Genomic DNA, 13,984 nt, shown 5'->3' with positions numbered 1-13,984 from the left:
CAAACTGAACGCTCACTATCATTCTGGCTGCCTGCGCAGGAAAGCGGGGATTTCGATATCGTCCATTCCGTTGCTGGACAGGGAGTTGGCTTTGGATGTGGCTTGATTTGGGCCATTGCGCCACACGCTTAATGAGTTTCTGAAATTCAGCACGGGTATGTTGTCCGTGCCTGTGCGTGCAAATGCTTGTGTTAATGGTGCGCGGTGCATGGCGGCAATAGGTGCTCGGGCGAGTTCGGCGCCGCCTAGACCCGTGGCAATCACGGTTACACGTAATTGGTCGCCTAGGCTTTCGTCATATGCTGTACCGTAGATCACATGTGCTTCTTCAGCAGCGTATTGGCGGATGGTGTTCATCACAGTTCGCGACTCGCTCAGCTTAAACTTGCTCTTGCCAGCGGCGATTAACACCAGCACGCCCCGTGCGCTCGACAGGGCAAAGCCTTCCAGCAGCGGGCAAGCCACCGCAGCTTCAGCGGCTTTGGTTGCGCGATCAAGGCCATTGGCCACCGCTGTACCTACCATGGCCCTGCCCGGCTCTCTCATCACAGTCTTGATATCGTCAAAGTCTACGTTTACCAGCCCGGGGATATGTAGGATGTGGCAAATGCCGTCAACGGTGTTCTTCAATATATCGTTGGCCATGCTGAAGGCCTCTCTTTGCGTGACGTTGTCGCCCAGCAATTCAAGCACCTTTTCGTTAAGCACGACAACTAGCGAATCGACATTAGCCTCAAGTTCTTTGAGGCCCACATCGGCTTGATACATGCGGCGCCCGCCTTCAAATTCAAAGGGCCTGGTTACCACTCCCACGGTCAGAATACCCATTTCTTTAGCAATACGGGCGATCACAGGTGCAGCACCCGTGCCGGTGCCTCCCCCTATTCCTGCGGCGATGAAAACCATGTGGGCTCCGTCTAGCGCAGCACGGATCTGCTCTTTGGTTCCCTCAGCTACGGCCCTGCCTGCATCAGGCTTGCCCAGAGCGCCCAAGCCTGAAGCGCCGAGTTGGATTTGTATCTCGGCGTTGGAATGCAATAGTGCTTGTGAATCCGTGTCGGCGTAGATGAACTGCACCCCCGTCACACCTTGGGAAATCATGTGCTCAACCGCATTACCACCACCTTCACCTACGCCAATCACTTTGATTTGCGTGCCCATATCGAAGTTTTCGAGTATTTCGATATTTCGCCGACCGTGACTTTTTTCAGAGAGGGTTTTTTGACCTTGGAAAAGCACAGGGATTTTTGAAATAAACTCTCCCCCCAAAATTACCCTGCTAATGAATTCTGAAATCTCTCCCAGTGCTTTTCGTCCTATTTTTTCATTGCTGCAGGCAAAATCAATCAAAGCTTTTGACAATTGTTGCGCATCTCCAAACCATATTTTCCCGGCTTCAAATTCATAACCATAAATAGGTAAGGCATCTTGCAATTGAGAGATGCCAGCAATGCCAATTGGGGAGATGCGAACAAGTGTATCCTCGGCATCAGGTTCAACGAAATCCAATTTCGCACCATTCAATGAGTAATAAGCTCTGCCGATAGCCACATCCGCATTTTGCACCACCGGAAAAACGAAAGCTCGTTCATCTGGAACGGTTTTTAAGTAGCCTATGATGTACCAGTCTGGGGTGAGTGGGTTATTCATGAGTATCTCCGATACTAAACTAGTTCAGCACAGATTTCTTCCAGCTTGGCCTGGTAGTGGCCAGCTGTGTGCAAAGGTCGAAGTTGATAAGTTTTGACGATAACGCCCGCACCTAAATCAGACTGCCAACTCCGAAGCCAATCGGCTTCGGAGATTGACTCTGGAACGACTATGGCAAAGGTGTCTGCAGTAGTTAACGATAAATTTCGATTTATCTGTAGCTCAATAGCAAGGCGCCGATCATCGGCCGGCTCTGCAGATTTGTCATTTAGCATTTCAGCAATGGATTCAACCTCAAACTCACCTGAGTAAGGGCGAGTCGGACGAATCGGCGCCATTGCCAAGTAATGGTCACGGCTACCGAAGAATTCTGAGACATGTCTTTCCGCCGCATCTTGCCCACAAGGCATTGTGAAGCCAGATAGCTGCATATCCTGATGGCGCCAGGGCTCATATCTAGACTCGAACGCTCCACTGTCGAACGGAAATAATCTCATTCCTGCGCGCTCAATGACGTTATTGAATATCAGCACTACGGGAGCTCTGGCGGAAAGTCGAAGTTGTTGAGATTCGATGGCCCGATATGCAGGCCTTCCATAGAATAAATAAATCAATGCTTCTTTGAATACGTTGCACATTTGCGGGGCAATGTACCCATTTTTCACCATATTCCGCAAGGCGAAAGCGTCCGTTCTATGGCACCATTTGAGTCTATCGTTGAGGGGGGCGGATTTCTGCAGCCAGCGCCAATATGGAGGCTCGGTATGCGAATCGGATATTGCCGTCAAAGCATGCTCCCAGTCATGTTAGTCGCAAGCATACATTCATTCGTTGATATGGAGCACATGGCTTGCCCCGGATCACGGATTGCAATGCTTGGGTGGCTGTTAATAGAAGCGAGGGATCTTGAGTTTGGCGCCTTGTCGGCGGGCAGGCTAACCAAAAATTTCTAGCAGGGATGGGCCTTAGATGTTTTGCGAGTTGACAGCCTGCTATGGGTCGATACGAGCAACCCCACGCGCAGCCCCGAGACCACTGGAACGAAGAGGCACGAGCCTGCGTGAAATCCATGAATTGTTCGCCGGTGCCTGGGCACTGCTGGGCGCGTCAACGCCCTGCTACCCCTCAAACCCGATCAGTGTGAACCTCGCTCAATGTCCAGTCCGGCCGGGCTTCAACCAAAGCCTTGAAGCCTTCATCCCGGCAGGTCCAACCCAGCGTCTCGAACTGGTGGGCCTGCTGGCGAAAACCCGCTCGGCGCAACTCACGCTCCACATCCTGGCGGTACGAAGTCATGCTCACGTACTCGACCTGGTGGCGCCAGGCTTCCTCCAGCACAGTCCACAACAAAGCTCGCAAGGCTGGCCGGCCGCTGGGCAATGGCACCACCAGGTCCACGATGGTCAATGCCTGGCGCTCGCCGTCCAACGGGGTTAGTTGCGTGGCCATGTAGCCGATCAAGCGGCCTTTTGACCAAGCGCCCCACACCTGCGATGACCCACGTGGGTTGTCCAGCAGGCGCCAGTTCAGCTGCGCCGGGGTGCGTTCGGCATGCACCACATCGTTGGCCTCCAGTTGGGCATTCAGCTCATGCAAGGCGTCGTCCAGCCGAGCCCATGGCCTGACCTGGATGGACGATGGCAACCAGGGCGCCAGCAGCAGCGCACGGCCCAGCCGCATCATGGTTTCCAGGCCCATCGCCATGAGGTGCGGCAGGCCTGGCACCGGCAGCCGCTTGCGCAGAAAGTGGCCCAGTTTGACGGGGTGCACAAAGCTGCGCCGATTGGGCAAGGTGTCGAACAGGCGGCTGACCATGCCGATGGAGTTGGCGTTGGCCCCGATGGCCAGCGTGGCCGTGGTTTGTTCCTGGATGAACAGGTTCAACCAGACGCCCAGGCCCACGCTCTCCAGCTCAGGCTGGATCAGGATGTCCATCAGGGACAAGGCCGGGCAGGACTGGTCATCGCAGCGCAGCACCAGGTCTTGCGTGCCGACCATGCCCAGCAACGCACCATCGCGCACCAGCACCCAGCATTCGCCACCACCGGCTTGGGGGCGACCCAGGCGGTAGCGCCAAGCCATGTAGGCCTCGTCGTCCCAGCGTATGTCGGCACCGATCACGCGCGTTCGCAGGGCCAGGATGGCGGGCAGGTCGGCCCACACGGCGGGGCGACAACTGGCGCTCAGGTCCTCGGCGCTCATGCCGAGGGCCCGCGCCACCAGTCGGGTCGTTTGGGCCAGCGAGGGCCTTGGTCGTGAACCTGTACTGCGCTTGCTCACGGAAAGTTCAGTCGCGCAAAGCGCCGTGTTGCTTCAGAAAAGCCAGGGCATCGCCAATGCTTTTCATGGCGCGTGACTCTTCAGCGCTCAGCTCCAGCTGAAAACGTTCGTCGATCTCGGCGATCAGCATCAGCGCGCCCATCGAGTCCCAGCCAGGGATGCTCTCGCGCGAGGTGGTGGCGTTCAGTTGGTCGGCCGGCTCCATGAAGCATTCCGAGAACATGGCCAGGGCCTCGGCGGTGGAGATGGGGTTCAAAGGGGGCTCCTTGAAGGCGGCGACTCAGGCGCCTGGTAGGTGTGGTGAAGCAAGGGGGTGTCGGGGTGCAGGGTCATGATCGTGGCGCCCCATGACAGGCCCACGCCATAGCCCAGCAGCATCAGGCGCATGGGCTGGTCGCCGCGCTGTGCCAGCGACCGGGTCAGCGTCAAAGGCACCGAGGGGCCGCCGCAATTGCCCATGTCTTCGAGGATGAAGGGCACCCGGTCTTCCGGCAGTTCGCACTTCTTGATCAGGTGCTTCATGATGAAGCGGTTGGACTGGTGGAAGATGTACGAGTCGATGTCGGCCACCTGCAGGCCAGCGTAAGCCAGGGTGTCCTGGATCAGGGCGGGCACGCGCTTGATGGTGAAGTTGAAAACGCTGGCGCCATCCATGCGCAAACGCAGGTCGCGCGGGTCGGCGGGGTGCGGGTCGCGGAAGGCGCCGCCTTTGATGATCAGGCTGTTGGCGCCACTGCCGTCGGTGAACAGGCTGAACCAGGCTTCGTCTTGTTCATCGCCAGTGTGTTCAAGCGCGGTGGCCGAGCCCGCATCACCAAACAGCAAACTGGTGGCCTGGTCTTGCGGATCAATGAAGAGGCTGGGCGTTTCACCGTGCAGCACCAGGATGCGCTGGTGGCCACCGCCGCGCAGCATGGTGGCGGCCAGGTAGAGGCCATAGGGGTAGCCAGAGCAGCCCAGGCCCACGTCGAAGGCCGCGCACTGGTCGCCCAGGCCCAGGCGGGCATGGACCACGCAACTGGACGAGGGCAGGAAGTAGTCGGGCGATTGGGTGACCATGATCAGGCCGGTGACGGATTCTGGGGCCCAGCCCAGTTGCACCAGCAGGCGCTGTGCGGCGTCGGTGCACAGGTCCACGGCGGTGACGTCGGGGGTCACGACATGGCGGTGGCGCACGCCGGCCATGGAGACCACCTTGCGCACTTCGACCGCGCCAAAGTCTTTGCCGGCTTCCAGGTTGTCGACGCGGGTTGGCGGCACGCAGGTGCTAACGCCGGCCACCTTGAAGCCGTGCAGGTGCGAAAAACTCATGCGGTGTCCTTGTGGCGGGCCAGGAAGGCGCGGGGCTGGCCTTCGGCGTCGAGCACGCTCTCGATGGTGTCGTAGTGACCGGTTTTGTTCAGCCATTGCAGCACGGCGGGCCCTTGCCCCAGGCCCACTTCAAAGGCCAGCCAGCCGCCCGGGCGCAAAAAGCGCGCCGCCTCGCGCATCAGGCGCTGCAGGATGCGGATGCCGAAGGGGCCGCCATCGAAGGCCAGCCGGGGTTCGAAGCCAACGATCTCGGTGGGCATGGTTTCCAGCTTGCCGGACGAGATGTAGGGTGGGTTGCAGACCAGCAGGTCCACCCGGCCGTGGAAGTCGGCTTCGTCAAAGGGGGCCAGCAGATCACCGCTGCGCCATTGCACGCGCGCTTGCAAGCCCAGGTGAATGGCGTTGCGCTGGGCCAGGCTCACGGCCTCTTCCGACAGGTCGGCGCCGAAGACTTGGGCGCCGGGCACGCCATGGGCCAGGGCCAGTGCCAGGTTGCCTGAGCCGGTGCAGACATCGATGACCAAGGCGGGGCGGTCGCCCTGCGCGGCGGCCAGTTGCCGCAGTTTGTTCAGCGCGGCGTGGGCCAGCAGCTCGGTCTCGCGGCGTGGGATCAGGGCTTGTGGGCCAGCCAGCATCTCCAGCCCCATGAAGTGCTGGCGCTCGGTCAAGTGGGCCAGCGGCGTGCCGCTGATGCGTTGGGCGCTCAGTTCGTCCAGCATCAGCAATTGGGCGGTGGTCAGCTCGGGCAAGGGCAGGCGGGTGGCCGCTTCGATGGACAAGGCCTGTCCGGCCGCCAGGTGCCACAAGGTCTGCAAGGCGGACGTGGTGGTTTCATCCGGCTTGTCGGGCAGGGTGCGCAAGGCGGCGTCCAGCTGGGCCAGCCGTTCGGCGAACAAGGGGTGGGTCGTGTCCATGGGTCAATCGGCCAACTGGGTGATGGGCTCGACCAGGGCGGGGCGGGCGTGCAGGTAATGCGTGGCCCGGCGCTTGGCCTCGATGTCGGTGTAAAGGTGGCTCGCTTGCGCTTCGCTCAGGTTCAGGGCTTGGGCCAGTTCAACGGCGGGCCGCTGGTGGTTGTGGGCCCACAAGGCCAGGTCCATCTGCGGGTAAGGCAGGGCGAAGTAGAACTCGTCCTGGCCTTGCTGCAGGCTGTAGGTGTCGGTGGTGGGCATGGCCGAGCAAACCACCTCGGGCAGGCCCAGGTGCCGGGCCAGCGCGTACACCTGGGTTTTGTACAGGTGGGCAATGGGCTTGATGTCGGCGGCGCCATCGCCGTTCTTGACGAAGAAACCCTGGTCGTACTCCAGCCGGTTGGGCGTGCCGATCACGGCGTAGTTCAGGCGGTCGGCGTGGAAGTACTCCACGGTCTTGCGGATGCGCTGCTTGTAGTTGGTGGCGGCCACGATCTGCAGGTATTCGCGCAAAGGCAGGCGGGCTTCGTGCTGCACGCCATCGGGCGATTGCACGATGAGCTTGAAGAAGTTGATGCGCCCCTCGGTGCCGCCCGAGATGGCGATCTTGCTTTTCCACTGCTCGTTGTAATCAGGAAAGACCGCGCGCATGGCTTCGTCGCGCCAGCGGTAGCAGCCGATCGCCTCGACCGTGGGGCCGATGTTCTCAAGCAGGTAGCCCATGCCCAGTTGCTCGGCCACCAGTTGGCCCTGGTCGGCACTGCCGGCGCTGGAGTCGCGCTCGGGCATCAACAGGCCGAAGACCTTCTTGGGCCCCAGGGCGCGCACGGCCAGCGCGGCGCACACCGAGCTGTCCACGCCACCCGACAGGCCCAGCACCACGCCGCGCTTGTGGAAACCGCGCAGCGAATCGACCAGGTGGCGGCTGATGCGTTCGACCTCGGCGGCGCAGTCCAGCGCCAGCACGTCGGGGGTGAGCGGGGGCGTGCTCATGGGATCAGGCGGCCTTCTTGCGGTTGACGTAAGCCTCGATGGCGTTCAGGCCGTCCAGGTTCTCGGGCACCATGTCTTCGTCGGCGACCTGGATGCCGAAGGTGTCTTCGATGAACACGATGAGTTCGAGGAAACCGGTGGAGTCGACGATGTGCAGTTCCAGCAGCGAATCGGCATCGCTGAAGGGCTGTTCATCGGAGCCCATGATGAAGTTGTCGACGATGTATTGGCGGACCTGGTCTTTGATGCTGGACATGTTGCTCTGCTTGAATGATGGTGGCGGTGGTGGGCTCAGTTCAGCCCGGTCTTCTTGATCTTGCCGGTGTCGGTGGTGGGCAGCGAAGCGACGAACTCGACGTGCTTGGGGGCCATGAAGCTTTCCAGGCGGCTCAGGCAATGTTTGATGACATCGCGCTCGCTCAAGGTGACGCCGGCTTTCAGCACGACGAAAGCCTTGACGGCCTGGCCCAGCAACTCGTCGGGCACACCGACCACGGCGGCCTCGTAAACGCCTTGGTGCGCGTACAGGGCATTCTCGACTTCGCGCGGGCTGACTTTCTCGCCACGGCTCTTGATGATGTCATCCTTGCGAGACACGAAGTAGAGGTAGCCCTCGGCGTCGGTTCGGAACAGGTCGCCGGAGTAGAGCACCATCTCGCCGGGCAAGGGGCCAGGCTTGAGTCGTTTGGCGGTTTCCAACGGCTTTTCCCAATAGCCGCGCATGACGTTGCTGCCGCGGATCACCAGCTCGCCCAGGCTGCCGTTGGGCAGGCGTTGGCCGGCGTCATCGACCAGCCAGACTTCTTCATTGGGCATGCCGCGGCCCACGCTGGTGGGGCGCGCGTCGAGTTGATCCGGGGGCAGGTAGGTGACGCGCTTGCACTCGGTCAGGCCGTACATCGAGAACAGCAGGGCTTGCGGAAACAGCTCACGCAGCTGGCGGATGCGTTCTTCCGGCAAGGCGGCGGCCGTGTTGGTGATCATGCGCAGGCTGCTCAAGCCATGGTGGTCCAGCGACTTCAGGTTCATCAGCATGGAGAACATGGTCGGCACGCCGGGGAAGGCGGTGACCTTCTCGCGCGCCATCACCTCCAGCACCTTGACGGGGAAGGTGAAGGAGCGCTCCAGCACGACGGTGGCGCCCACCGCGAAGGCCATCAGCACCTGGTACAGGCCATAGTCAAAAGCCAGGGGCAAGGCGCACAGGATGATGTCGTCCTCCTGCAGGCCCAGGTAGGTGCTGACCGAGCGCGTGGCCGAGACCATGTTGAGGTGGCTGAGCATCACGCCCTTGGGATCGCCGGTGGAGCCCGAGGTGTAGATGATGCTGGCCAGGTCCTGGTCGATGAGGGCGGGCGCTTGCCAGCTGGCTTGACCGGGTTGGCCGGTGAAGGGCAGGGTGCGTTCATCCAAGGCTTCGCTCAGGCCTGCGACCAGCACGGTGTGCACGCTGTCATTGAGGGCCAGGGCAGCTTGGTAAACGCTGGCCAGCGAGCTTTGCGTGATCAAGGCACTGGCGCGCGCATCGTTGAGCAGATAAGCCAGCTTGTCTTGTTTGGTCAGCGGGTTGACCGGCATGAACACCGCTCCCACCTTCAGGGCTGCGAAGATGCCCACCACCATCTCGACCGTGTTGTCCAGGAACAGGGTCACGCGGTCGCCACGCTGCACGCCGCGCTGTTGCAGCCTCAAGGCGAGCTGGTCGACCTGTTCGCGCAACTGGGCATGGCTGTGGCGCTGCTCACCACAGACCAGCGCGGTCTTGTCCGGCAGGCGCGCGCAGGTCTGGTCGAAGAAGTGGTGCAGCAACGTGCTCATTGAAATGCTTTGCCCAGGATGAACTGCTCGTGCACCAGCATGGTCGACAGGATGCCGACGAAGGCCATGTTGTCGCCAAAGCCAATGGCGCGGCCCGCACGGCATTTCTCGAACAGCTTGCTGACGGCCTTGGGATCGAAGTAGCCAGCATCCGCGATGCGCGCGGGGCCGAGCAGTTCGGCCACGTAGTCCACCGGCTGGCCGCTCTCGAAAAAGCTGGCGCTGTCGGGCGAGCGGTAAGGCTGCTTGGTGCGCGTTCGGATGCTGTCGGGCAGCAGGCCGGTCATGGACCGTTTGAGCAGGTACTTCTCGGTCAGGCCCATCAGCTTGTAGCGCGGTGGCAAGCGGTTGGCGAACTCGATCACGCGGTGGTCCAGGAAGGGGAAGCGCCCTTCGATGGAATGGGCCATGGCGGGCCGGTCGCCTTGCGAGCTGAGCAGGTAGCCTGACATCAAGGTGTGCGCTTCGATGTACTGATCTTGGCTGAGCGCGGCCCACTGGCCGATGTCCGGCGGCAAGTGCGGTGCGATGGCGGCCAGGTGATCGACACCCGCCAGGCTTTGCCGAACCTCCGGCGTGAAGAACTGCCACATGCGGCGCGTGGTGGCCCAACGCGGGCCGTGGGCGAAGTGCGGCTGGCCCAGGTGCTCCGAGCCTTCGCTGAAGAAGCGCTGCGCCATCACGCGGTTGGCGGCGGGCGAGTGGCGCAGGTAGGGGTAGAGGCGCTCCATCAAGGCGGGTCGCATCTTGGAGCTGGGCTGCCGCGCCATGAAGCGGCGCACGCTGGCTTCCTTGAAGAGGTCATAACCACCAAAGACTTCGTCGGCACCTTCGCCGGTCAGCACCACCTTGAAGCCAGCCTCGCGCACGCTGCCGGCCAACAGCATCATGGGCGCTGGCGCGGTGCGCACGATGGGGCTCTCGGCGTGCCAGACCGCGCGTGGAAACGCCGCGGCAATGTCAGACCGCTTGCAGCGCAGGGCGGTGTGCTCGGTGCCCAGGTAGCGCGCCATCTCCTGCTGATAAGCGCTTTCGTCGAATTCTTCGTCTTCAAACGCCAGCGAGAAGGTGCGCAGCGGCGTGTCGGTGAAATGCTTGATCAGGCTGGTGATGATGGACGAATCCAGCCCGCCGCTCAGGTAGGCGCCCACCGGCACATCGGCGCGCAGTTGCAGGCGCACGGCGTCGATCAGCAGTTCGCGTAACTCGTCGGCCAGGTCGTCGGCGCTGCGCTGGGTTTCCAGGTGCGCCGCCGGGAAAGCCCAGTCCCAGTAGCGCTCGGTGCGCACGCCGGATTGGCCGCGTTCGTCGATCACCATCAGGTGGCCTGGGGGCAAGGCCTGGATGCCCTCGAACACGGTGTGGCCGGGCAGTGGCGCCCAGTAGGTGAAGGTTTCGCCCAGCGCTGGCAGGTTCAACTGGCGAGGGGTGTCGGGCAGGGCCATCAGCGCCTTGACCTCGGAGGCAAAGGCCAGCCGCTGGTGGCTCCAGTGGTAGAACAGGGGGCGGATGCCGGTGCGGTCGCGGGCCAGGATCAGGCGCTGCTGCCGCGCATCCCACAGGGCGATGGCGAACTGGCCGTTCAGGTGATCGACAAAGCGTTCGCCGTGCTGCTCGTACAGGTGGACGATGACTTCGGTGTCGGAGTGCGTGTAGAAGCGGTGCCCGGCCTGCTCCAGGGTCTGGCGCAGTTCGATGTGGTTGAAGATTTCGCCGTTGAAGACGACCCACACGCTGCGGTCTTCGTTGTGGATGGGTTGGTCGCCACCGGCCAGGTCGATGATGCTCAAGCGGGCATGGGCCAAGCCCAGGGGGCCATCGGTGTGAAAGCCCTGGCCGTCTGGCCCACGGTGGTGCAGGCGGCGGATCATGTCCTCCAGCGAGGCGCGCGCGACCTGGCCATGGCTATTCAAAATCCCAGCAATGCCGCACATACTTCGCGAAATACCTTCCCTGCAGAGGGGCGCTGGTGCCGCGTTGCCCGCACCACCGAGTTGGTGCGTGGGCACGCCCAGGCCAGCCGCGATCCTAACGAGGATCACCGGCGGGGCCTAGTCCTAATTCATGGGGGTCGGCTTTAAATGCTCATTTTTGGCAGGCTGTGATCTCGCCGCGAGCGTCTGGCGGCCCAGACAGCCAGCAAGCCCCCGCCCGCCAACCAGGCCAGATCGGGTTCTGGCACGGCCGAAACGCTGACGCGCAGCCGGTCCATGGCCCAAGACTCGTCGTCGAGTGTTTGAATCCCTTCGCCTTCGACCTGGAAGGTGAAGGTGGCCAAAGAGCCGGTGTGCGCGATGTTCTGAAAGGCGGGGTCGGCGCCGAGGTCGTAAGCGCTGTCGGTGTAGTAGCCACCGGGGCCTCCAAACCCCAGGTCCACATGCCTGGCGAGTTCAACGCCGGTGGGCGGCACATAACTTTGAATTTGCGACAGCAAGGCGTTGGCGAACGATTCCCGGAAAATGGTCTGCCCGTCCAAGGTGATCTTGAAGAAATCGCCCGATGGAAAATTACCTGTGCCATCCAGCGAGTCGATGGCGGCAAACAGGAAGTCCAGGCTGATCTTGTCGTGCGTGGGCAGGTTGCCCAGCGTGAGCGTGAGCACATTGCCGGTGGCGCTGCGCAGGAATTGACCGCCGAAGGTGTTGCCGGGTGACCCCAGGCCGTCGAAGCCTTGAACGCCGGTCAGCGTGGCGGTTCCCGGGTTCAACGCGGCGGGAACGCTGCTGTCGAAATCAGTGCTGAGCACCGTTGTTTGCGCTTGCGCCATGTGACAGCCCGCCAGCAGGGAAAGCGCCAAGAGGTACTTCATGAAGATGCTCCAGAGGTGAAACCAGGGTGAATGCCCTCAGAATGATGGGTGCTCGGTGTCGAATGCACTATCCCTAGTTTGGAAAATCCACCCCATGAGAATTTTGGGCATCGATCCCGGTTTGCAGACCACCGGTTTTGGCGTGATCGACGTCGATGGCCCACGCCTGGCCTATGTGGCCAGTGGCACGATTCGCACCAAAGAGGCGGCTTTGGGCGACCTGCCCGGGCGCCTGAAGCTGATCTTCGATGGGGTGCGCGAGGTCATGGCGCGCTACGAGCCGCAGCAGTCCTCGGTCGAAATCGTGTTCGTCAATGTCAACCCGCAGTCGACCTTGCTGTTGGGGCAGGCGCGGGGTGCGGCTTTGGCAGCCTTGGTCAGCGGTGGCGAAATGGCCGTCTCGGAATACACCGCGCTGCAGATGAAAAAAGCCGTGGTGGGCCATGGCCACGCGCGCAAGGAGCAGGTTCAGCACATGGTGATGCGCTTGCTGCAATTGCCGTCAGAGCCCAACAAGGATGCGGCCGATGCCCTGGGCCTGGCCATTTGCCATGCCCACGCCGGGCACTCAATGGCCGCGATGGCGCGCGCCACCGGCCTGACCCGCCGCACCCATGCCCAGCTCAAGGGCGGGCGCGTTTACTGACGCGCCGGTTCACTGGCCTTCTTTGATCATGCGGCCCGAGGCCGACTGGACCGGCCTCGCGTTGTTCGCATACAAGCGGCTGAACACCGAGGCTTGGTAGGGCGACAAGGTGGCTGGCTGCTTCATCACCAACCACAGCACGCCTTCGGTGCAAGGTGGCGTGGTCAACGATCCCATGTAGGTGTAGTACTGGCGCTGTTCCGGCAGCATCAGGTTCATGTCCAGCATCACGGGCGAGGCCTGCTCAATGCTTTTCTCCAGCGGCAGGCTGTTCCACACCAGTTGCACCATCGGGTGCTCTTTGCCTTGGTCCAGCAGCACGGCGATCACGGCCAGGCGGCCTTGCGCGTCCTTGTGCACCAGGTGCGCCACCATTTCATATTGACGGCCGTTGATGCGCTCTTCGCTCGGCCGGTGGAAGTGGAACTGCACCAGCTCGTAGCGGCGGCCCGACACCGTGATGTTGTTGCCTGCGTCCAGGTTGACCTGCACGGTGTGCCCGTTGTCGATCACGCGGAAGGGCGTGGGGCGGTAGTCGAACTGGATTGGTTCCAGCTGCACCTTGATGCCGTCGCGGATGTCGATGGGGCTTTGTCGCGTGCCGGTGTTGCAGGCCTTGAACTCGGGGTTGAGCTGGCCCCAGCTTTGTGGGCCGGCGGCGCCGGTGTATTCCCAGTGCAAATCGTGGCCGACAGGCAGGCCCGGCACGGCGGCGGCGCCATGGGCGGCCATGGTCTGCCTGACTTGGCTGCTGATGGCCGCCGGGCGTGGTTTGGGTGACTTGTTGATGATCTTGACGGCGGGTGCGGCAGCCTGTTTGGCCCTCACTTCGGCGATTTTTTGGTCGATCAAGTCGCGCAATTCCGCCATCGACACGGAGGTCGGCTCGGCCTTGCCCGATGGCGCGGAGGCGGCAGAGGTTTCCGCGGCCTTGCCCGCGGCCATCTTGCGCTTGAGCGAGTCCTTGGCGATGACTTTGGGTTCGTCCTGCGAGGCAGCGGCACCCTGCGCGCCGCTGGCATGGTCGCCGCCGTGATCGTTGGCCCAGGAGCCGAATGAAACCCCGACAGCAGCGGTCAGCAGCAAAATGCGCGCGGCGCGCAGCGGTGAGCGAGTGGGAGAGGGGGGCGTGGACGACATGGCGGCTTTTCCTGAGATTTCAGGAAGCATTTCGACCACCCGGCCCGCCAACTTGAGGCCCGCGCCACTTTCAAGGCGCGAAAAATCAAAAAAAAGTGTGAAGTCAGCCGATAGGCCGGATTCTGTGCAGCGTGATGTCTTGCGACGCCACGCCGTGACCGCCATTCCTCTGGGCCGCCTGTCGCCAGAACGGCTCGGTGCCACCTACCCGCACACTCCCCGGGCCAGGTCAACGTGTGCCTATTTGGTGTTGCTGCGCGTAGAGATTGCCCGTTTCACCCGGACTAAACCGGCTCGTCTCTGTTGCTCTGATCCTCACCTCGCGGTGGAGAGGTGTTACCTCCTACGCTGCCCTGTGCAGTCCGGACCTTCCTCCAGTGCCATCTTTCGATGCTTGCACCAGCGGCGGTCTGGCCGACTTCACCC

At 62.0% G+C, this 13,984-nt stretch carries 13 protein-coding genes and 1 other RNA gene; 1 reads left to right on the top strand and 13 read right to left on the bottom strand.

What is annotated here, in order from left to right:
* Window positions 1–18: 18 nt before the first annotated feature.
* From ftsZ to PSV38_RS11540, 11 genes are all read right to left on the bottom strand, one after another.
* On the bottom strand, window positions 19–1,161 hold the full coding sequence (gene ftsZ, locus PSV38_RS11590; RefSeq protein ID WP_300547919.1) for a cell division protein FtsZ: 1,143 nt from the start codon (window positions 1,159–1,161) through the stop codon (window positions 19–21).
* A 503-nt stretch (window positions 1,162–1,664) separates the two neighbouring features.
* Window positions 1,665–2,288 carry a hypothetical protein gene (locus PSV38_RS11585; RefSeq protein ID WP_300547579.1) on the bottom strand — a complete coding sequence of 208 codons (624 nt, stop codon included), beginning with the start codon at window positions 2,286–2,288 and terminating at the stop codon, window positions 1,665–1,667.
* Between the two features lie 487 nt (window positions 2,289–2,775).
* Window positions 2,776–3,930 carry a hypothetical protein gene (locus PSV38_RS11580; protein WP_300547577.1) on the bottom strand — a complete coding sequence of 385 codons (1,155 nt, stop codon included), beginning with the start codon at window positions 3,928–3,930 and terminating at the stop codon, window positions 2,776–2,778.
* A gap of 7 nt (window positions 3,931–3,937) precedes the next feature.
* Window positions 3,938–4,186: an acyl carrier protein gene (locus tag PSV38_RS11575; protein WP_300547575.1), complete on the bottom strand. Its 249-nt coding sequence runs from the start codon at window positions 4,184–4,186 to the stop codon at window positions 3,938–3,940.
* The gene (locus PSV38_RS11570) at window positions 4,183–5,241 is read right to left on the bottom strand and encodes a ketoacyl-ACP synthase III (RefSeq protein ID WP_300547573.1); all 1,059 of its coding nucleotides are present in this window, start codon (window positions 5,239–5,241) and stop codon (window positions 4,183–4,185) included. The genes PSV38_RS11575 and PSV38_RS11570 overlap by 4 nt, the downstream gene beginning before the upstream one ends.
* Window positions 5,238–6,155, bottom strand: a complete 918-nt coding sequence (gene prmC / locus PSV38_RS11565; RefSeq protein ID WP_300547571.1) for a peptide chain release factor N(5)-glutamine methyltransferase — start codon at window positions 6,153–6,155, stop codon at window positions 5,238–5,240. Before prmC ends, PSV38_RS11570 begins: the two co-directional genes overlap by 4 nt.
* Window positions 6,156–6,158: 3 nt before the next feature.
* Window positions 6,159–7,145, bottom strand: a complete 987-nt coding sequence (gene nadE, locus PSV38_RS11560) for an NAD(+) synthase (protein ID WP_300547569.1) — start codon at window positions 7,143–7,145, stop codon at window positions 6,159–6,161.
* A 4-nt stretch (window positions 7,146–7,149) separates the two neighbouring features.
* A complete protein-coding gene (locus PSV38_RS11555) occupies window positions 7,150–7,401 on the bottom strand; it encodes an acyl carrier protein (protein ID WP_230177685.1) in 252 nt (83 codons plus the stop codon).
* A 35-nt stretch (window positions 7,402–7,436) separates the two neighbouring features.
* Window positions 7,437–8,963 carry a class I adenylate-forming enzyme family protein gene (locus PSV38_RS11550; protein WP_300547565.1) on the bottom strand — a complete coding sequence of 509 codons (1,527 nt, stop codon included), beginning with the start codon at window positions 8,961–8,963 and terminating at the stop codon, window positions 7,437–7,439.
* On the bottom strand, window positions 8,960–10,897 hold the full coding sequence (gene asnB / locus PSV38_RS11545; RefSeq protein WP_300547563.1) for an asparagine synthase (glutamine-hydrolyzing): 1,938 nt from the start codon (window positions 10,895–10,897) through the stop codon (window positions 8,960–8,962). The genes PSV38_RS11550 and asnB overlap by 4 nt, the downstream gene beginning before the upstream one ends.
* 143 nt (window positions 10,898–11,040) lie before the next feature.
* Window positions 11,041–11,772 carry a PEP-CTERM sorting domain-containing protein gene (locus tag PSV38_RS11540; protein WP_300547561.1) on the bottom strand — a complete coding sequence of 244 codons (732 nt, stop codon included), beginning with the start codon at window positions 11,770–11,772 and terminating at the stop codon, window positions 11,041–11,043.
* A gap of 94 nt (window positions 11,773–11,866) precedes the next feature.
* Between PSV38_RS11540 and ruvC the strand changes: the two genes are divergently transcribed.
* The gene (gene ruvC, locus PSV38_RS11535) at window positions 11,867–12,418 is read left to right on the top strand and encodes a crossover junction endodeoxyribonuclease RuvC (protein ID WP_300547559.1); all 552 of its coding nucleotides are present in this window, start codon (window positions 11,867–11,869) and stop codon (window positions 12,416–12,418) included.
* A gap of 9 nt (window positions 12,419–12,427) precedes the next feature.
* On the opposite strand, the gene PSV38_RS11530 is transcribed toward ruvC, so the two are convergent.
* Entirely contained in the window at window positions 12,428–13,558 is a 1,131-nt protein-coding gene (locus PSV38_RS11530; RefSeq protein WP_300547557.1) for a carbonic anhydrase family protein, read from the bottom strand.
* Between the two features lie 95 nt (window positions 13,559–13,653).
* Window positions 13,654–13,980, bottom strand: an RNA gene (gene rnpB, locus PSV38_RS11525) — RNase P RNA component class A.
* Between the last annotated feature and the right edge of the window lie 4 nt (window positions 13,981–13,984).

Source organism: Aquabacterium sp., assembly GCF_029946005.1.
In the GTDB taxonomy this organism is placed as follows: Bacteria; Pseudomonadota; Gammaproteobacteria; order Burkholderiales; family Burkholderiaceae_C; genus Aquabacterium.
This window is presented reverse-complemented; position numbering and strand designations above follow the sequence as displayed.

What these genes read in the sequence shown, in the direction of transcription:
- ftsZ (WP_300547919.1), bottom strand. Translation starts at nt 1,161, where the DNA reads ATGGGCACGCAAATCAAAGTGATTGGCGTAGGTGAAGGTGGTGGTAAT.
- PSV38_RS11585 (WP_300547579.1), bottom strand. Translation starts at nt 2,288, where the DNA reads ATGTGCAACGTATTCAAAGAAGCATTGATTTATTTATTCTATGGAAGG.
- PSV38_RS11570 (WP_300547573.1), bottom strand. Translation starts at nt 5,241, where the DNA reads ATGAGTTTTTCGCACCTGCACGGCTTCAAGGTGGCCGGCGTTAGCACC.
- prmC (WP_300547571.1), bottom strand. Translation starts at nt 6,155, where the DNA reads ATGGACACGACCCACCCCTTGTTCGCCGAACGGCTGGCCCAGCTGGAC.
- nadE (WP_300547569.1), bottom strand. Translation starts at nt 7,145, where the DNA reads ATGAGCACGCCCCCGCTCACCCCCGACGTGCTGGCGCTGGACTGCGCC.
- PSV38_RS11555 (WP_230177685.1), bottom strand. Translation starts at nt 7,401, where the DNA reads ATGTCCAGCATCAAAGACCAGGTCCGCCAATACATCGTCGACAACTTC.
- PSV38_RS11550 (WP_300547565.1), bottom strand. Translation starts at nt 8,963, where the DNA reads ATGAGCACGTTGCTGCACCACTTCTTCGACCAGACCTGCGCGCGCCTG.
- asnB (WP_300547563.1), bottom strand. Translation starts at nt 10,897, where the DNA reads ATGTGCGGCATTGCTGGGATTTTGAATAGCCATGGCCAGGTCGCGCGC.
- PSV38_RS11540 (WP_300547561.1), bottom strand. Translation starts at nt 11,772, where the DNA reads ATGAAGTACCTCTTGGCGCTTTCCCTGCTGGCGGGCTGTCACATGGCG.
- ruvC (WP_300547559.1), top strand. Translation starts at nt 11,867, where the DNA reads ATGAGAATTTTGGGCATCGATCCCGGTTTGCAGACCACCGGTTTTGGC.
- PSV38_RS11530 (WP_300547557.1), bottom strand. Translation starts at nt 13,558, where the DNA reads ATGTCGTCCACGCCCCCCTCTCCCACTCGCTCACCGCTGCGCGCCGCG.